The 19,083-nt window shown below is 64.5% G+C and carries 14 protein-coding genes; 9 read left to right on the top strand and 5 right to left on the bottom strand.

The window, feature by feature from the left end; genetic code table 11:
• Positions 1-94: 94 nt before the first annotated feature.
• Positions 95-1,432, top strand: a complete 1,338-nt coding sequence (locus tag AKN83_RS06695; RefSeq protein ID WP_050406693.1) for an amidohydrolase — start codon at positions 95-97, stop codon at positions 1,430-1,432.
• 104 nt (positions 1,433-1,536) lie between these two features.
• Entirely contained in the window at positions 1,537-2,178 is a 642-nt protein-coding gene (locus AKN83_RS06690; protein WP_157113233.1) for a pyridoxamine 5'-phosphate oxidase family protein, read from the top strand.
• Here AKN83_RS06690 and AKN83_RS06685 read toward each other — a convergent pair.
• Positions 2,157-2,582 (bottom strand): hypothetical protein, encoded by a 426-nt coding sequence (locus AKN83_RS06685; protein WP_050406691.1) that lies wholly within the window; start codon positions 2,580-2,582, stop codon positions 2,157-2,159. The genes AKN83_RS06690 and AKN83_RS06685 overlap by 22 nt on opposite strands.
• 283 nt (positions 2,583-2,865) lie before the next feature.
• Here AKN83_RS06685 and AKN83_RS06680 point away from each other — a divergent pair, with 283 nt between their 5' ends.
• The gene (locus tag AKN83_RS06680) at positions 2,866-4,038 is read left to right on the top strand and encodes a M20 aminoacylase family protein (RefSeq protein WP_050406690.1); all 1,173 of its coding nucleotides are present in this window, start codon (positions 2,866-2,868) and stop codon (positions 4,036-4,038) included.
• Between the two features lie 133 nt (positions 4,039-4,171).
• On the opposite strand, the gene AKN83_RS06675 is transcribed toward AKN83_RS06680, so the two are convergent.
• Complete coding sequence (locus AKN83_RS06675; protein WP_050406689.1) at positions 4,172-5,353, bottom strand: cytochrome P450; 1,182 nt, start codon at positions 5,351-5,353, stop codon at positions 4,172-4,174.
• 138 nt (positions 5,354-5,491) lie between these two features.
• Between AKN83_RS06675 and AKN83_RS06670 the strand changes: the two genes are divergently transcribed.
• A complete protein-coding gene (locus AKN83_RS06670) occupies positions 5,492-6,397 on the top strand; it encodes a LysR family transcriptional regulator (protein ID WP_050406688.1) in 906 nt (301 codons plus the stop codon).
• 80 nt (positions 6,398-6,477) lie between these two features.
• Here the strand turns inward: AKN83_RS06670 and AKN83_RS06665 are convergent, their stop codons facing one another.
• From AKN83_RS06665 to AKN83_RS06655, 3 genes are all read right to left on the bottom strand, one after another.
• The gene (locus AKN83_RS06665) at positions 6,478-8,100 is read right to left on the bottom strand and encodes an inorganic phosphate transporter (protein ID WP_063695215.1); all 1,623 of its coding nucleotides are present in this window, start codon (positions 8,098-8,100) and stop codon (positions 6,478-6,480) included.
• A 580-nt stretch (positions 8,101-8,680) separates the two neighbouring features.
• On the bottom strand, positions 8,681-10,129 hold the full coding sequence (locus tag AKN83_RS06660; protein ID WP_050403342.1) for a UdgX family uracil-DNA binding protein: 1,449 nt from the start codon (positions 10,127-10,129) through the stop codon (positions 8,681-8,683).
• Positions 10,129-11,364: a putative DNA modification/repair radical SAM protein gene (locus AKN83_RS06655; RefSeq protein WP_050403341.1), complete on the bottom strand. Its 1,236-nt coding sequence runs from the start codon at positions 11,362-11,364 to the stop codon at positions 10,129-10,131. The genes AKN83_RS06660 and AKN83_RS06655 overlap by 1 nt, the downstream gene beginning before the upstream one ends.
• Positions 11,365-11,532: 168 nt before the next feature.
• Here AKN83_RS06655 and AKN83_RS06650 point away from each other — a divergent pair, with 168 nt between their 5' ends.
• The 5 genes from AKN83_RS06650 to AKN83_RS06630 all read left to right on the top strand — a co-directional run bounded on the left by AKN83_RS06650 (position 11,533) and on the right by AKN83_RS06630 (position 18,431).
• Positions 11,533-12,327 carry an ImuA family protein gene (locus tag AKN83_RS06650; protein WP_050403340.1) on the top strand — a complete coding sequence of 265 codons (795 nt, stop codon included), beginning with the start codon at positions 11,533-11,535 and terminating at the stop codon, positions 12,325-12,327.
• A complete protein-coding gene (locus AKN83_RS06645; RefSeq protein WP_430641496.1) occupies positions 12,218-14,005 on the top strand; it encodes a Y-family DNA polymerase in 1,788 nt (595 codons plus the stop codon). The genes AKN83_RS06650 and AKN83_RS06645 overlap by 110 nt, the downstream gene beginning before the upstream one ends.
• A complete protein-coding gene (locus tag AKN83_RS06640; protein WP_050403338.1) occupies positions 14,002-17,460 on the top strand; it encodes an error-prone DNA polymerase in 3,459 nt (1,152 codons plus the stop codon). Before AKN83_RS06645 ends, AKN83_RS06640 begins: the two co-directional genes overlap by 4 nt.
• Positions 17,461-17,523: 63 nt before the next feature.
• A complete protein-coding gene (locus AKN83_RS06635) occupies positions 17,524-17,739 on the top strand; it encodes a hypothetical protein (protein WP_050403337.1) in 216 nt (71 codons plus the stop codon).
• 155 nt (positions 17,740-17,894) lie between these two features.
• Positions 17,895-18,431, top strand: a complete 537-nt coding sequence (locus tag AKN83_RS06630; protein ID WP_050403336.1) for a GlcG/HbpS family heme-binding protein — start codon at positions 17,895-17,897, stop codon at positions 18,429-18,431.
• Positions 18,432-19,083: the final 652 nt, after the last annotated feature.

The raw sequence follows: 19,083 nt of genomic DNA, 5'->3' as shown, positions 1-19,083 counted from the left end.
CAGCGCGCCTGCTTAAATTGCGCAGCAAAGCCGGGGCTGGCGATGCAAGGGTTGCCCGGGTTGCAATATCCGGGTTTCGGTTGGAGCGATCGCCATGAACAGGATTGTTCTCACGCTGCTTGCGTCCGCCGCGCTCTGCGCCTTACTGCCGCACCGCGCCAACGCTGAACTCGACGTCGCCGCGCTGAAGGGCGCAATCGAGAAGTCAGTCGAGGCCGGCTATCCGAAACTCGACGCGCTCTACAAGGATATTCACGCCCACCCCGAGATCGCGTTTCAGGAGGAGAAGACCGCGGCCAAGCTGGCTGCCGAAATGCGGGCGCTGGGCTTCGAGGTGACGGAGCACGTCGGCAAGACCGGGCTGGTCGCGCTCTACAGGAACGGCGAGGGCCCCACCATCATGGTGCGCACCGAGCTCGATGCGCTGCCGATGGAAGAGAAGACCGGACTTCCCTATGCCAGCCACGACAAGACCAACTGGCAGGGACGGGAAACCTTCGTGGCCCACAGCTGTGGCCACGACATCCACATGGCGAGCTGGGTCGGCGCGGCGAAGATGCTGGTCGGCTTGAAAGACCAGTGGCACGGCACGCTGATGTTCATCGCCCAGCCGGCTGAAGAGATCGTGGCCGGCGCCAAGGCGATGCTGGCGGACGGTCTGTTCACGAGATTTCCAAAGCCGAATTTCGGCTTCGCCTTGCACGATGGTCCGTTCGCCTATGGAACGGTGCGCTATCGCGTCGGGATCGGCTCGTCCGCCGCCGATGGCCTCTACATCAAATTCCGTGGCCGCGGCGGGCACGGTGCGGTGCCGCAGGCGACGATCGATCCCGTGATGATGGCCGCGCGATTCGTCGTCGACGTTCAGAGCGTGATCAGCCGCGAAAAGGACCCGACCGAATTCGGCGTGGTCAGCATCGGCGCAATTCACGGCGGCACCGCGTCGAACATCATTCCTGACGATGTGGTGCTGCTCGGCACCATTCGCACCTTCAAGCCCGAAGTCCGCGCCAGGATGCTTGCAGGTATCGAGCGGACGGCAAAGGCGGTCGCCGCCATGTCGAATGCGCCGGAGCCCGAGATCAACCTGGCCGAAGGGACCAAGGCCGTGATCAACGATCCGGACGTGGTCGGCACGGCGGAAAAGGTGCTGAAGGCGGCGTTTGGCGACAAGTTCGCGACCTCGCCGCCGGGCACGCCCAGCGAGGATTACTCGGAGTTCGTTAGCGCCGGGGTGCCGTCGATGTTCTTCAACATCGGTGTCTACGAGCCGGAGCGCGTCGCCGCGGCGCGGGCGGGCAACGGCCCGCCATTGCCGAGCAACCATTCCGCGCTGTTCGCGCCGGTGCCGGAGCCCACCATCAAGACCGGTGTCGAGGCCATGACGCTGGCCGTGCTGAGCGCGTTCGATCGGCAGGCGAAGGGAAACTAGCCGACTGCGGCCGGGCAGGCCCGGATAATTTGCTGCCGCTCTGCCGAACAATCTGGCTGGGCCAAGGCTCGCAGATAGCTTGATCAACTTGTTGGAGAAGTCACGTGGCAGATCCCGTCCGCGCCCCTTTCTACCACGACGGAATGCGTGAGTTGCAGGACCGCTTCGACGGCCGTCGTGTCGCCGACGGCCTCGAGAAGCATCGCCTCCACTTCGAGTTCTGGGAGCAAGAGCGCAAGCTCATCGAGGAGACGCGATTCTTTTTCATTGCGACGAGCTATCGGGACAATGTCGATTGTTCGATGCGTTGCGGCGATCCCGGCTTCGTGAAGATCACCGGGCCCGACACGCTTGAATATCCCGAGTATGACGGCAACAACATGTACCGCACGCTCGGCAACATTCACCGCAACCCGAACGTCGGGTTGCTGTTTGTACGCCTCGACGGCAAGACGTTTCGCGCGCGCGTTCGGGGCAAGGCAACGATCGACGACAGCGCGGAGACGCTTGCCCGGCATCACGGCGCGAAGGTCGTCGTGCGCGTCAAATGCGAAATCTTTCCAAACTGCCCGCGCTACATTCCGGACCTGACGGGCGCGTCAGCGGATGTGCCGGCGAATCCGTTCGTTCCTCGGCCCGGCTACGAGCCGCCCGCGCCGGAATGGAAAAGCCGCGATTACCTGAAGGACGTGCTTTCAAAATACGATCCGCATCGGAAACCCGATCAGGGCAGCGGCGCCATGTAGGGAATGCTGCCGACCAGGACGAAAACCTGCACCGCATTGCACAGCATGCCGCCCCAGTGCAACTGGCGGAGGCGCCGCACGGCGGTCGGATCACCTGAGTCTCGCGCCTCGGCCTCGGCGTCGAGCCGCCGCAGGAACCAGCGGCGTGCCAGCACCGCAAAAGCCGCGATCAAGGCGATGCCGAGCGCGACGGCCGGCCGGCCCGCTGCGGCAAAGGCGAGCGTCCCGATCACGCCCGAGACCGTCAGCACCAGGAAGTAGGCATTGAACATCCCGCGCAGCAGGCGGATGACTGGCGGGAGGTCGAGCTTCACGAGCAGGAACGCAGGAGCCGCGAGCAGGAAGTAGCCCATCGGCACCAGCAGGATGATGGTGGAGAACAAGACCGCTTGATCCGGCGTCATGCAGCCGCGCCCTTCTTTGAAGGCTGGAGGATTTCGGTGCGGAAACCTCAGATAGTATCCGCATGGGATATCCACGGCACTATTAGGCTTTGGTCGGACGCGATCCCGTCCGGCCATACATTGGCCAACGTACGCAAGGTCACTCGGCCCGACGTCCTCGGAACATTCGGCATCCCATTTTGCGAATGCAGGGCCCAAGCCGGAGGCATGCCACATCTGTTGGGTGGACCGTCTCTTGCATGCTAAAGAGGACTTACGTCCAACCTCCGAGGCCAGAATTCTCATGCCCATCGTCAACCGCGTCGCCGATCTGCAACCCGATATCCAGGCCTGGCGCCGCAACATCCATGAAAACCCCGAGCTGCTCTACGACGTGCACCGCACTGCATCATTCGTGGCGGACCGGCTGCGGGAATTCGGCTGCGACGAGGTCGTGACCGGGCTCGGCAAGACTGGCGTGGTCGGGGTCATCAAGGGCAAGAAGGGCGCGGCCAAGGGCGACATCAAGGTGATCGGCCTGCGCGCCGACATGGACGCGCTGCCGATCCACGAGGAAACCAATCTGCCTTACGCCTCGAAGACGCCGGGCAAGATGCACGCCTGCGGCCATGACGGCCACACTGCAATGCTGCTCGGCGCGGCGCGCTATCTCGCCGAGACGCGCAATTTCGCCGGCGACGCGGTCGTGATCTTCCAGCCGGCCGAGGAGGGTGGCGCTGGGGCTGCCGCCATGATCAAGGACGGCTTGATGGACCGCTTCGGCGTCCAGCAGGTTTACGGCATGCACAATGGCCCGGGGATTCCGATCGGCTCGTTCGCGATCCGCTCCGGCCCGATCATGGCGTCCACCGACGAGGTCAATATCAACATCGAAGGCCTCGGCGGCCACGCCGCGCGGCCGCACAAATGCATCGATTCGGTGATGGTCGGCGCACAGTTGATCACCGCGCTGCAGTCGATCGTGTCGCGCAGCGTCGATCCGCTCGATTCCGCCGTGATCTCGATCTGCGAATTTCACGCCGGCAATGCCCGCAACGTGATTCCGCAGACCGCGGTCCTGCGCGGCACCGTCCGCACCCTGACCCCGGAGGTCCGGCAATTGATCGAGAAGCGCATCGGTGAAGTGGTCAAGGGCGTGGCCCAACTGACCGGCGCCCGGATCGATCTCGACTACAAGCGCGGCTATCCCGTCACCGTCAACCACGCGCCGCAGACCGAATTCGCGACCCGCATCGCCAAGGAAGTCGCCGGCGACGGCAACGTGCATACGATGCCGCCGCTGATGGGCGGCGAGGATTTTTCGTACATGCTGGAAGCGCGGCCCGGCGCCTTCATCTTCTGCGGCAACGGCGACAGCGCCGGCCTGCATCACCCCGCCTACAATTTCAACGACGAGGCGATCGTGTTCGGGACGTCGTACTTCGTAAAGATCGTGGAGGACGCGCTGGCGGCGTGAAGCTCGCCGTTGCCGTCACTCTTCGACCGTCATTGCGAGCGAAGCGAAGCAATCCATCTATCCGCGTGCGCGGCACGATGGATTGCTTTGTCGCTTCGCTCCTCGCAATGACGAATGGTGGGAGGCGCGATCCTCACGCATCCCATCGCACCGGCAGCGTCACCGGGCCGCGGAACACCCAGCCGCGGACGACGGGCGGCGCCTCGGCGCGGAGGCGCAAATTGCGCAAGCGCGCGAACAGCATCGGCACCACGATCTTGCCGACGGTGAGCCGCGACACCCAGGTGCCGGCGCAGAAATGCGGTCCGGCGCCGAATGCCAGATGCGATTGCTTCGGTCGCGTCACGTCGAAGCGGTCGGGCTCGGCGAAGCGATTGCCGTCGCGGTTGGCGGCGCCGACGCAAAGGCCGATCTGAAGGCCCTCGGGCAGCGTGGTGCCCGAAAGGTCGACGTCGCGGGTGACGCGGCGCGGATACATGCCGATCGGCGAGATCCAGCGCACCGCTTCCTCGAGCGCGGCGGGCCATAGCCCCGGCTCCGACAACACGCTGTCCTTCTGCGCAGGGTTCTGCAGCAGACCAAGCACGAGGGTCAGGATCGCATCGCGCGGCTCGTTCAGTCCGCCGCCGATGATCACCTTGATGTTGGCGCGGATACTCTCGATCGGCATCGGCGGATCGGCGTTGACCATCGAGGACAGGATCGAGGGGTTGGGGTGGCTGCGGTGGTCATCGAGCACCGCGTCGATCGCGGCATCGACGTCGGCGCTGGCCTGCATCGCCTTGCGCTCGATTTCGGCATCGGCGGCGTAATTGCCGGCGCCGTCGATCAGTGCCTGTGACCAGTCGGCCAGGGTCTGCCACGGCATCGCGCGAAAGCCGATCATTGCCATCAGGCTGAGCGAGGCCATCGGCGCGGCCAGCGCCGGGAACAGATCGGCTTCATCGGCAGCGGACAAATCATCGATCAGCATTGCCGCGATGGCGGTGAACTTCGGCGCCCAATACTCCTTGATCGTGGCCGGGCGGAACGAGGGCTCGATCGCCTTGCGGCCGATGGCGTGTTCGGCGCCGTCCTTGCGCATGAAGGTCGGCCCCATCACCTTGTTGACCAGCGAGGAGGGATTGTCGGCTGAGTAGGTCGCCGGATCGCGCTCGATCCGCACGATGTCGTCGAAGCGCGTCACCAGCGTCAGCTTCGCGGCCTCGACGAACGCCGCAGGCGCCAGCTCGCGCAGGCGGCGGAAGATCGGATAGGGATCGTCGAGCAGATCGTGATACGCGATGTCAATGACGACGGGCACGGTGCAGGTCATTGGTCCTCCCGGGAGCGCTTTTTTGCCCAGCCTAGGGCCCGGGACCGCAATCGCTCAATTCGATGGCTTCGATATCAGCCATCGAAATATTCCATGACATCGTGATAGGCTGGCCGCCGGCAAGGCGGGAGGTGCAACTTGGCGGCCAATTCCTCGATCGATCCGATCGACATCGGGACCTTGCGGACGCTGGTGCTGGTCTACGACTTGCAGTCGTTCTCGGCGGCTGCCAGGCGGCTCGACGTCAACCAGTCCACCATCAGCTACGCGGTCGAGCGGCTGCGAGGCGCGCTCGGTGATCCCCTGTTCGTGCGCAGCGGCAATGGCGTGTCCGCCACCGAACGCTGCGCGGCGTTGGTCGGCTGGGCGCGGGACATGATCGGCGAGATCGACGGGCTTGCCGCACCGGTCGAATTCGCTCCGGCGACGGCGCAGGGCAGCGTGACGATCTCCTGCAACTATCACGAACGGCAGACCCTGATGCCGCAGTTCAGCGAACGGCTGCGTGCCGGCGCACCGAAAGTCCGTCTCGTCCTGCTCGATGCTGCCGGCCATGGCGACATCCATCTCAAGCAGAACCAGTGCGACATCGTGCTCGGTCCGGTCGGGATCGTCGGCGAAAGCTTCTTTCGGCGCCATGTCCTGACCGATCACTATGTCTGCGTGATGGACCCGACCAATCCGCTGGCGCGCGGCCGGATCTCTTTATCGGCGTATGCCAAGGCCGAGCATGTTTTCATCACCCATAGCGGCGAGTGGCAGCCGCTTTATCTCGAGGCGCTGAAGGCGAGGGAGATCGAAATCGAGCCCGCGGTCAGCCTTCCGAACCACGACAGTCTGGAGCGCATCGTCGCCGGCACGCGGCTTGTCGCGACCATCCCGCATTATCTTGCGCGGGCGATGCGCGGCGGCCTGCACACAGCTGCGCTGCCGTTCCGGGTGCCGATCTCGATCGACATGTACTGGAGCGCCAGGACGGCCAAATCCGGGCTGCACAAATGGGCACGCGGCCTGCTGGCCGAGATCGCGAATGGATACGTCTGACACGCGGCTAAAAGAAAAGGCCCGCACCTGAGGTGCGGGCCTTGCGTCCGGCGCGGTGTCGCGCCGCAAGCGTGTCGGCGTCAGAACACGTGGTAGAACACGTAGTACAGGATGCCCGAGATGATCATCGCGGCGGGCAGGGTCAGCACCCAGGCCATCGCAATGTTGCGGATCGTCGCCCATTGCAGGCCGGAGCCGTTGGCGGCCATGGTGCCGGCGATGCCTGACGACAGCACGTGGGTGGTCGAGACCGGCAGGCCGTAGCCGTCGGCTGCCGCGATCGTCGCGGCCGCCGTGATCTCGGCGCAGGCGCCCTGCGCGTAGGTCAGGTGGGTCTTGCCGATCTTCTCACCGACGGTGACGACGATGCGCTTCCAGCCGACCATGGTGCCGAGGCCGAGCGCGATGGCGACGGCGAACTTCACCCAGCTCGGGATGAACTTGGTCGCGGCATCGAGTGAGCCCTTGTACTCGTTCAGCGTGGCGACGTCGGCCGCGGTCAGCTCGGCCTCCTTGTCCTTCATCAGGAAGCGGATCGCCTCGGACACGAGATACATGTCGTTACGGGTGTTGCCGACCGCGTCGGCCGGGAACTTGGCAAGCGAGCCGTACTGGGCAACCTGCTGGCCGATGTCGCGCACCAGCACCGCGAGCGAAGGATAGGTGCCTTCGTTGATCTGGTGCTGCGCGACATAGTTGGTCACGGCCGGGCGCGGGTTGCCGATCACGTTGTAACCGGCGGCCTTGCCTTCGATGACCTTGCTGGCCGCGGTCGAGTGCGCGGCGAACTGTTCGATCTGGCTCGCCGGCAGCGCCCGGTTCAGCGCGTAGGCGGTCGGCACGGTGCCGATCAGGATCAGCATGATCAGGCCCATGCCCTTCTGGCCGTCGTTCGAGCCGTGGAAGAAGCTGACCAGCGTGCAGGTCAGGATCAGGATGCCGCGGATCCACCACGGCGGCGGCTGGTCGCCGACCGGCTCGCCGAACAGCGCCGGGGTGGCGCGCTGCAGGACGATCTTGAGGATGTAGAGCAGGCCCGCGGCGAGCGCGAAGCCGAACAGCGGCGACAGCAGCAGCGCCTTGGCGATGTTGGTCGCCTGCGACCAGTCAACGCCCGAGGTGCCGTCGCGGCCGCGCAGCAGCGCGTTGGTGATGCCGACACCCATGATCGAGCCGATCAGGGTGTGCGAACTCGAGGCCGGCAGGCCGAGCCACCAGGTACCGAGATTCCAGATGATGGCAGCGATCAACAGCGCGAACACCATCGCAAAGCCGGCGCTGGAGCCGACCTGCAGGATCAGTTCGACCGGCAGCAGCGAGACGATGCCGAACGCAACGGCGCCGCTCGAGAGCAGCACGCCGAACAGGTTGAACATGCCCGACCAGACCACGGCGATATGCGCCGGCAGCGAGCGGGTGTAGATCACGGTGGCGACCGCGTTGGCGGTGTCGTGGAAGCCGTTGACGAATTCGAAGCCGAGCGCGATCAGCAGCGCAACGAACAGCATGATGTAGGGCAGGAACGACGTGACGCGCGTGCCGGTGGCGTCGACGTCGGCATAGATGCTGTAGGCAACGAACAGCAGCGCGGCCGCAACCACGCCCAAATAGATGATCCCCGTCATGGGGTGAAAGCCTTTGTCGAGGTCCGGCCCCTTTTTCAAGGCGGGCTCGATCGAGCCGGGTAACGCCATATCGCTCATGGTAAACTCCTGTCCCAATGCCTCGGATTTTGATCGATGCATATGACAGGCAATTGAAATCCGCCCGGGAAATGAGGCGGCCCCTACGACAGCGGACATCGCGCCGAATTTTTGTGCAACGCATTGAAGGTCCACGCGCCCTCGCGGCCTCGTGGCAATCTTCAGCAACAGACGATCGCCGGTCGGGCAATGATCGTGATCGAATTCGTCGCCGGGTTTTGGCGGGGCGAGACGTTCGGGAGGTGGGGACGTCGGCAGCGAGACATCGGGCCCGCGAGGCCGGATCATCAGCAACCCAAGTCGTCGGAACTCCCTGCAGCAAAAAATTCTAATAGCCAGAAATTCGGTGCGTGCTGCTGACGGGTGAGGGTTGTGAAACGAGGTGGCGCGCCGCACGATTGGGGCTAGCAAACCGCGCAGCGCGCCCGCCTCAGGGTACGCCATGGCGTGAACATGACGCCCGATACCTGCGGAACACGTCACCGTACCACGGATCAATTAAAGGTTGTAGGTATTTGTCCGCGTCCAGAGACAATTTCACGTTGAAGTGTAAGTCCGGTTCCGCCGGTTTTGGCGCAACTCAGGCCGCGCGGGCTGAATTGCGCAACTGATCTGCGGCAATTTTCAGGTCGTCGATAAAACGTTGATATTCCAGCGCTTTGGCTTTCTCGTCGGGCAGCCGCAACAGGTAGGACGGGTGTACGGTGACGAGCACCTTGGTTCCGTCGTGATCGATCAGGCGGCCGCGGCTTCTATTGATCGGGGTAATCCTGCCGAGCACGCTCTGTGCTGCCGTGGCGCCGAGCGCCACCACGAGCTCCGGCCTGATGGCGGCGAGCTCGCGTTCGTACCACTGACGGCAGGCGCGGATCTCCGGTGTGTTCGGCTTCTGGTGCAACCGGATCTTGCCGCGCGGCACGAACTTGAAGTGCTTCACCGCGTTGGTGATGTAGACCTTGGCGCGCGCGATGCCGGCGTCCTCGAGTGCGCGATCGAGCATCTGCCCGGCCGGTCCGACAAAGGGATGGCCTGCGAGATCTTCCTTGTCGCCGGGCTGTTCGCCGACCAGCATCAGCGTCGCACTTTGCGGTCCTTCGCCGAACACGGTCTGGGTTGCGCCCTTCCATAGCGGGCAGGCGCGGCAGCCTGTGGCCTCTTCGCGCAAGGCCGCGATCGTGCCGCGAGCTTGCGTGTCGTGAGTTTGCTTGCGGGCCATCGGCTCATCCTGCCGCTTCTGCGGCTTGTGCGGTTCGGTCGCCTCATTCGCGATCATAGCGCCGGCGGTGCGCTCCGCGCTTGCGATCAATGGCTTAATCATCGAGGCCTCGGGCAGGTTCCTCCAGTATTTCTGTGGCATCTCGGTCTGCATCGCCTTCACCTTCAGCCGCGCCGGATTGAAAATTGCTGCGTAATAACTCCGCCAGGTTTCCTCGAGCCGGTCCTCCGTCGGCGCCTCGGACTTGGCAACGCCTGCCGTGAACGCGATCTCGTGGCCGTCCCAATGTGCGCAGACATCGGGCGTGAGGATCGACCAAGGCATGTCGGCAAAGCGCTTGGCGAAAAACGGCGCGGCGAGTTCGACGATGTGATGCTCCGGCTCGAACCAGGCGACGAAATGCGTATTCACGCGGCCGACTTCACGGAATCGGACGAAAGCGTGCATCTTGTGCTCATCGCGATGCACTGCGCGCGCCATGGCGCTGACCCCGGCAACATCGGGATCGGTGGCGACGCTGAGCAGGTCATGGTGACTGCGCAGCCGCCACAACAGGCGATAGAGCAGGGCGAACCGCTCGGGGTCGCGATGCAGGATCGCCGCTTTCGCCAGTTCGACGAATTTGGCTGGCACGTTGAAAGTGCCTTCCGTCGCTTCAGGAAGGTCATTCGTCTCGGTTGAAAACAATTCCGGCGTACCGCCGCGTACCGTCCAGGTCACGTCCTGGGGCTTCACCTGGTTCAGCGCCAGCCGCCGTGCGGCCTGTCGCCAGCCGTCGAAATCGGTTTCGCTGTCGAGGGTGATGGTATGCATCAAAACCCAAATCCCAATTGCTTCGCCGGCGGACGAAACCGCTCCGCCAATCCGGCAGCGTCGAGCAAGCGTACCGAGGGGCGGTGGTCACTGAGAACGATGAACGGCAGCGCCTTGTTCCTTGGGATGTGCAACCGAGCCAGGTCGGCGACGCGGATCGAGGTGACGCCGCGCGTCGCGATGATACGGTCGACTGCCTTGCGGCCGAAGCCGGGCACGCGTAGCAATTCCTCGCGGCTGGCGCGGTTAACGTCGAGCGGAAAGCGCTCGCGGTGGCGCAGTGCCCAGGCGAGCTTCGGATCGATGTCGAGCGGCAGCATGCCGCTTCCGTGTCCATCGACGATTTCGCCGACATCGAAACCGTAGAACCGCATCAGCCAATCGGCCTGATAGAGCCTGTGCTCGCGCACCAGCGGTGGCGCGATCAGCGGCAAGGCGCGGCTGGCATCGGGGATCGGGCTGAATGCGGAATAATAGACGCGCTTGAGCCGATAGGCGCCATAGAGATTGGCGCTGGTCTTGAGGATGGTTTGATCGCTTGCGCTGTCCGCGCCGACGATCATCTGGGTGCTCTGGCCGGCGGGCGCAAAGCGTGGCGGCCTCGCTTTCGTCGCGGGCCTTTCCGCGGCTTCGTCGAGCTTCAGCCGCAGTCGTCCCATGGTGCGGCGGATCGCACGCACGTCTTTCTCCGGCGCAAGCCTGGCGAGGCTGGTCTCCTCCGGCATCTCGATGTTGATGGAAAGGCGATCGGCATACTTGCCGGCCTCCGCAATCAGCGCGTCATCGGCTTCGGGAATGGTTTTCAGATGGATGTAGCCGCGGAAGTGATGCTCATCGCGCAGTTTTCGCGCGACGCTCACCACCTGTTCCATCGTGTAATCGGCGCTGCGGATGATGCCGGAAGAGAGGAACAGTCCCTCGATATAGTTGCGCCGATAGAAGTCGAGCGTCAGCTTCACCACTTCGTCGATGGTGAAGCGGGCGCGCGGCACGTTGGAGGAGGCGCGGTTGACGCAATACAGGCAGTCGTAGTTGCAGGCGTTGGTGAGCAGCACCTTCAGCAGCGAAATGCAGCGGCCGTCTGGCGCATAGGAATGACAGATGCCCATGCCGGGCGCGGTCGAGCCGAGACCCTTGCCATCGCTGGAATCCCGCTGCTCGGTGCCCGAGGAGGCGCAGGAGGCATCGTATTTCGCGGCGTCCGCCAGGATTTCCAGCTTGCGTTGCACGTCCATCGTGAATCCCTTTGATTCCGCTGATGAATCAGAAAAATTCGCAATCCGATTGACTCATCAGGGGCTGTTAGCTTTATATTAGAACATACCATGAACAATTGAGCCAGTCGCTGGTTCTCTGTTCAGGCAGTGACGGCCTCAAATTTTCAAGTTGAAGGAGCGGCGCATATGAATGGCGCACGCACGGGTACGCTTGCGTCTCTGCGCGGCAGCATCGCGCGCATCGAGGCGCCATCGGAGGCGGCGATGCCAAGCCGCCTCGCGCTCGGACACACCAGCGCGGACGCGATGCTGCGCGGCGGGCTTGTTCCGGCTGCGCTGCACGAGGTGTTCGCGGCCGGCCATCAAGGCGGCGCGGCGACCGGCTTCATCGCGGGGCTCGCCGGACGGATATCAGCGCGCAAGCCGCTGGTCTGGGTGCGGCAGGATTTTTCCGATCGCGAAAACGGCGCGCTGTCGATGCACGGGCTCGCCGAGTTCGGCCTCGATCCGCGCCTCTTGGTCACCGTGCGCGCCGCCGATGTCGACAGTGCTCTGCGCACCGCGGCCGACGCGCTCGCCTGCGATGCGCTCGGCGCCGTGGTGCTCGAAATCTGGGGCGATGCGCGCCAGCTCGATCTCGTCGCCAGCCGCAAATTGACCCTGGCCGCGCAAGCCTCCGGCGTCACCGCGCTGCTGCTGCGGATCGCGGCGACGCCGATCCCTTCGACCGCGGAGACGCGCTGGATCGTGCGCGCGGCGCATTCGCCGCCGGGCAATGCCGCAAGCGCCTGGGGCGCGCCGCGCTTCGAGGCCGAACTCGTGCGTAACCGTCATGGCCCGGTCGGGCGATGGATCATGGAATGGAAATGTGATGAGTGCCAATTCAGTGAACCGTCGGCGTATCCTCAGCCTGTGGCTGCCGCGCCTGCCCATCGACCGCATCAAGCGCAAGCTCGCGCAGGACATCGCCTCGCAAGCTGAACTTGTTGCAGGCGAGCTGAGAGAACCGTCAAGTGAGGCGGGCACATTGGCAGGGCTCTCTCCCCCCTTGCGGGGGAGAGTTGGAGAGAGGGGGACCACGAACGACGGCGTAAGCGGCTTACCCCTCTCCCTCACCCTCCCCCGCAAGGGGGAAGGGAACCCGTCTGCCGATGCGTCCCTTACGAATAGCAAAGAACTCCCCAGCGTCGTCGTCGCAAAGGACCACAACGCGATCCTGCTGCATGCCATCGACGAGGCCGCGGTGCGCGCGGGGCTGTCGATCGGGCTGCCGCTCGCCAATGCGCGGGCGATCTGTCCGGAGCTTACGGTCTACGACGCCGATCCCGCGGCCGACCTGAAGACGCTGAACGACATCGCCGACTGGTGCGACCGCTTCACGCCGCTGGTCGCGCTCGATCCGCCTTATGGCCTGTTCCTCGATATCACCGGCTGCGCGCATCTGTTCGGCGGCGAGCGCGCGCTGCTGCAGATCGTCATCAATGCGCTGAACCGGCGCGGCTTTGCCGTCAGCGCGGCGATATCAGGCACCTCGATCGCGGCGCGCACGCTGACGCGTCATGCCTCGGGGCAGGTCATCGCCGATGGCGCGGAGGCGCAGGCGGTCGGCCCGCTGCCGGTGTCGGCGCTCGGCGCCGATCCTGCCGTCACCACCGGCCTGCGCCGCGCCGGGTTGAAGACCATCGGCGATGTTGCCTCGCGCGCGCCGCACGAGATATCGGCGCGGTTCGGCTCGGCCTTCACCACCTTGCTCGGTTACGCGCTCGGGCAGGGCGATGCCCCGATCAGCCCACGCAAGCCGCTACCGGATTACATCGTCGAGAAGCGTTTCCCCGAGCCCATCGCGACCGACACCGTGATCGCTCTGACGCTCTCGAGCCTCGCCAAGATGCTGGTTGCGGCGATGGACAAGCAGGGCAAGGGTGCGCGGCAGCTGGAGGCGAGCTTCTTCCGCACCGATGGCGCGGTGCGCACGATCATGGTCGAGACCGGGCGTCCGGTGACGAGGCCGGAGATGATCGATCGCCTGTTCCGCGAGCGGCTCGATGCGCTCAACGATCCCCTTGATCCCGGCTTCGGCTTCGATCTCATCCGCCTCGCCGCCGGGCGTACCGAGATCGTGGTGCAGCAGCAGCGCGACCTCGACACGTCAGTGCATGACAATGACGAGATCTCGGCGCTGATCGACCGCATCGCAGCCCGCATCGGGGGCAAACGCGTCGTCGTGCATTTGCCGCTCGAGAGCCACATCCCCGAACGCGCGACGCTCGCGCTGCCGGCGCAGCATCATCTGGCCGCCGCCAGCGCGGCCGCCTGGCCGGACCGCGTCGCCGGCGAGCCGCCGCTGCGGCCGCTCAGGCTGTTCGAGAGGCCCGAGCCGATCAAGGTGCCGTTCGCGAGCGTGCCGGATGGTCCGCCGCACCAGTTCACCTGGCGGCGCGCCTTGCATGCGGTGGCGCGGGTCGAGGGCCCCGAACGGATCGCGATGGAATGGTGGAAGCAGGACGGCGCGGCGCTGACGCGCGACTACTTCCGCGTCGAGGACACCGAGGGCCAGCGCTTCTGGATCTTTCGCGACGGCCTCTACGAGAGCGAGCTGCGGGACGAGCAGGGCAGGCCGCTCCCCGCCAACTGGTATGTGCACGGGCTATTCGCATGACGACACCCAGGCCAACATATGCCGAGATCGGCATCACCAGTAATTTCTCCTTCCTGCGCGGCGGCTCCGATCCACGCGCCTATGTGCATCAGGCGAGCGAACTCGGGATTCCCGTGATCGGGCTTGCCGATCACAACACGCTGGCCGGCGTGGTGCGCGCCTGGAAGGAGCTCGACAGCGACAAGGTCGCCCATCCGCCAAAGCTTCTGATCGGCGCCCGCATCGTCTTCATCGACGGAACGCCCGATATCCTGGTCTATCCGCGCGACCGCGCCGCTTACGGCCGGCTGTGCCAGTTGCTCACCCGCGGCAAGCGTGGCGGCGGCATCGAGCGGATCGAGAAGGGCGATTGCCGTCTCAGTCTGTCCGATCTGCTCGATTTCGCCGAAGGCCAGCTTCTGGTGCTGACGCTGGCGCATCGTTTCGACGCGGAGAAAGCGCTTGATCTGCTCGCGCAACTGAAAGCCAGCGCCGCTGACGGTGTCTGGCTCGCGGCAAGCCTGCTCTATCGCGGCGACGACAGGCGCCGTCTCGCGCGGCTGCATGGCCTCGCCACGGAGGCCGACGTGCCGCTGCTTGCCACCAACGAGGTGCTCTATCACCATCCCGCGCGCCGTGCGTTGCAGGACGTGCTGACTTGCATCCGCGAAAAGACCACGATCGAGGCTGTCGGCCGCAGGCTTGAGGCCAATGCCGAGCGGCATCTCAAGCCGGCGCATGAGATGGCGAGGCTGTTCCGCGATCTGCCGGATGCGATCGCGGAGACCATGCGCTTTGCCGAACGCATCTCGTTCTCGCTCGATCAGCTCAAATATCAGTATCCGGATGAGCCGGTGCCGCCGGGCAAGACCGCGCAGCAGCATCTGGAGGATTTGACCTGGGCCGGCGTCGACAAATATTTCGGCGGCGTGATCGACGACAAGCTTCGCGTCACCCTGAACAAGGAGCTCGCGCTGATCGCCGAGCTGAAATACGCGCATTACTTCCTCACCGTGCACGACATCGTGCACTATGCGCGCAGCCAGAACATCCTGTGCCAGGGGCGGGGATCGGCGGCGAATTCGGCGGTCTGCTTCGTGCTCGGCGTCACCTCGGTCGATCCGACCAAGGTCGATCTCTTGTTCGAGCGCTTCATCTCCAAGGAGCGGCTGGAGCCGCCCGACATCGACGTCGATTTCGAGCATTCGCGGCGCGAGGAGGTGATGCAATATGTCTATCGCCGCTACGGCCGCCATCGCGCTGCTATTATCGCGACCGTGATCCATTATCGCCCGCGCAGCGCGATCCGCGACGTCGGCAAGGCGCTCGGGCTGACCGAGGACGTCACCGCGGCGCTGGCCGACACCGTGTGGGGCAGCTGGGGCAAGGGCCTCAACGACATGCAGGTGCGCCAGGCCGGGCTCGATCCCAAAAATGCGATGATCAACCTCGCGGTCGAGCTCGCCACCGAGCTGATCGAGTTTCCGCGCCATCTCTCACAGCATGTCGGCGGCTATGTGCTGACCCAGGACCGGCTCGACACCTATGTGCCGATCGGCAACGCGGCGATGGACGACCGCACCTTCATCGAATGGGACAAGGACGACGTCGACGCGCTTCATATGATGAAGGTCGACGTGCTGGCGCTGGGCATGCTGACCTGCATCCGCAAATGTTTTGACCTGATCGATGACCACAAGGGCAAGCGCTGGGAGCTCGCCTCGGTCCCGCAGGACGACAAGAACGTCTACGACATGCTGTGTCGCGGCGAGTCGCTCGGCGTGTTCCAGGTCGAGAGCCGCGCCCAGATGAACATGCTGCCGCGCCTGAAGCCGCGCACCTTCTACGATCTCGTCATCGAGGTCGCGATCGTGCGCCCCGGGCCGATCCAGGGCGACATGGTGCATCCTTATCTCAGGCGGCGGAACAAGCAGGAGAAGGAAAGCTATCCTTCACCTTCACCCGAGCACGGCCCGCCGGACGAGCTCTACAACGTGCTGCACAAGACGCTCGGCGTTCCGCTGTTCCAGGAGCAGGCGATGCGGATCGCGATCGAGGCAGCAAAATTCACCTCGGAAGAGGCCAACGGCCTGCGCCGCTCGATGGCGACCTTCCGCAACGTCGGCACCATCGGCAGCTACGAGGAGAAGCTGGTCGGCAACATGGTGGCGCGCGGCTACGATCCGGATTTCGCCCGCAGCTGCTTCGACCAGATCAAGGGCTTTGGCAGTTACGGCTTCCCGGAGAGCCATGCCGCGAGCTTCGCCCAGCTCGTCTACATCTCCTCGTGGCTGAAGCACCATCATCCCGATGCGTTCTGTTGCGGCCTGCTCAACTCGCAGCCGATGGGCTTCTACGCCCCGGCGCAGATCGTCGGCGACGCCCGCAAGAACGGCGTCACGGTGCGCGACGTCGATGTCTCCTTCAGCTTTGCGCAGAATACGCTGGAGGAGCGCGACGGGAAATATTGCGCGGTGCGGCTCGGCTTTCGTCAGATCGACGGTTTTCACTGGCTGGATGAGGACGAGGAGCGGCTGAAAGCTCTCCAGTCGTCATTCCGGGGCGCGCGAAGCGCGAGCCCGGAATCCATTTCTCAGCGCAACAGCGGCCTGATGGATTCCGGGCTCGCGCCAAGTGGCGAGCCCCGGAATGACGGCGTCCAAGACTGGGCCGACCGCATCGTCGCCGCGCGCAGCCGCCGGCCTTTCACCTCGCTGGAGGACTTTGCCCGCGACACCGCGCTCCCCAAGCGCGCGCTGATCCTGCTTGCCGACGCCGATGCGTTCCGCTCGCTCGGGCTCGACCGCCGCGCGGCGCTGTGGGCGGTGCGGCGGCTACCCGACGACGTGCCGCTACCGCTGTTTCAGGCCGCCACCGCGCGCGAGCAGCCGGATGAGGGTGCAAAACCGCTGCCGGAGATGCCGCGCCCCGAGCAGGTGGTCGCCGACTATCAGACCATCCGCCTGTCGCTGAAGGGCCATCCGATGGAATTCCTGCGCGAGATGTTCACCACAGAGCGGGTCGTTGCCTGCCACACCATCAACCGCAGCAACGACCGCCGCCGCGTCCGTTGCGCCGGCGTCGTGCTGGTGCGGCAGCGGCCGGGCAGCGCCAAGGGCGTGGTGTTCATGACGCTGGAGGACGAGACCGGCATCGCCAACATCGTGGTGTGGCCGAAGGTGATGGAGCAGTATCGGAAAGAGGTGATGGGTGCGCGCCTGATCCTGGTCGAAGGCTATATCCAGAGCAGCCCGGAGGGCGTGACGCATCTGGTGGCGCAGCGCATGACCGATCGCTCCCACGATCTGATCGGGCTCGCCAACGAATCCCCTGTCAGCAAGCATCCGGTGCCGGCGGGCCCGGCGCTGATCGAGCCGCTCAACGACGATCGTCGCGATCACGGCGACAACTCGTCACAAAGGATCCGGCACCCCCGCAACGTCCGCATCCTGCCGCCGTCACGCGATTTTCATTGAGGTTGATGCAGATCAAAGCCATCACGGAGCTCGCGTAAGACAAGGCACAAGAAGGAGACCGGGATGTCAGCAACCGAGATCGCGAAACTTCATTTCTCGGCCGCGCTTGCCGAAGCCGAGACCGCTGGACTCGATCACGACAGCATCTGCCGCTCGCTGCTCGGCCTCGTCGTTGCGAAATACCTTGAAAACCGGAGCGTCGCCGACGTCCAGTCGGAACTTCGCTTCGTCGCCGACAATTGCGACCCTGATACGGACTTCGCATTCATGCGCCCGTAGCACACGGAGCGAGGGGTGCGGATTGCAGCCTTCCTCACGGCGATAATGTGCACCGCAACCAGCCGATCCCGCCTTGTGCGCCCTACGCCAATTGCTATCGTCCCGCCGCCCGGGCGATCGATCCGGGGTCTGCAACAACAACTGGGGAGGACTATATGCGTTATCTCTCTGCGCTCATCGGCGCGGCATGCGTCGCGTTCGTCACGGCCACCGCTGCATTCGCCCAGGTGCCTTCCAATCCCGACAACCCCAACGACGTCGTCCCCGATGCGCTGACGCCGCCGCCCTATGGCGAGCCGATCAACCTCGAAACCGCCAAGAAGGTCGCCGCCGCCGCGGTCGCCGAGACCCAGAAGCGAAACTGGAATGCGTTCTGCATCGCGATTGTCAATCCGGCCGGCGAGCTCGTCTATTTCGAGAAGCAGGACAATTGCCAATACGCCTCGATCGGCGTCTCCCAGCACAAGGCCCGCACCGCGACGCGCTATCGTCGGCCCACGCTGACCTTCGAGAACCTGATCGGCAAGGGCGCCTACTTCAACTATCTCATGACCCTTGACGACGTGATCGCCTCCCGCGGCGGCAACCTCCTGATGGTCGACGGCAAGATCGTCGGCGCCATCGGCGTCAGCGGCGGCTCGGGCTCGCAGGACAATGTGATCTCGCTCGCGGGACAAGCTGCGCTGAAGTGAAGTCACGGAGTGATGCTTCTGCCGGGCTTCGGCCGGGCGGAACGCTTCGCTCTACCCCCATCCTGTCGGTCTTCAAACGGCCGACGAGTTGTTCCGATTTTCAGAATTTAACTTGACGCCAGACCCAACTCAGATGTTCAATACGCCCGTCTCGCCCGATCGAGGGGCGCTTCGCGGTCGTCACGAACGCGGGTCGAGATGCGGTGGACGCGGATTGCGCGACTGACGAGTGCGCATGAAGCGGACGGTGAAGTCGTGTGGTCCTGACGCCCTGGTGGCAGGTGTCTTTTCCGATTGCGCAGGTCGCGCGTTGCGAAGACGGTGACAAGCAAGCCCAGTCTCGCCGGGGAGAGCACGAAGTAAGCCGTAGCCCATCGCGCAGGGAAAGCCGGGTTGTTCCGGTTACACCTGTGGTCCTACCCCCGAGCTTTCTACACTTTGCTCGGGGCCCATGGGTGCGATCGGCACCCGGCTTTCCCTGCGCCCTCTGCGAGAGAGGAGGGTGAAACGAAGAGCAAGACTCGGGCAACTCATGTCGCGAGAATGCGAATGTGTGACTCACAGACCGTGCAACAAATTCAGTGTCGTCCCGGCCTTGAGCCGCGACCCATAACCACAAATGCTGATTGGTGTGCTTCGTCGGGATTACGAG

This window comes from Bradyrhizobium embrapense, from assembly GCF_001189235.2.
In the GTDB taxonomy this organism is placed as follows: Bacteria; Pseudomonadota; Alphaproteobacteria; order Rhizobiales; family Xanthobacteraceae; genus Bradyrhizobium; species Bradyrhizobium embrapense.
This window is presented reverse-complemented; position numbering and strand designations above follow the sequence as displayed.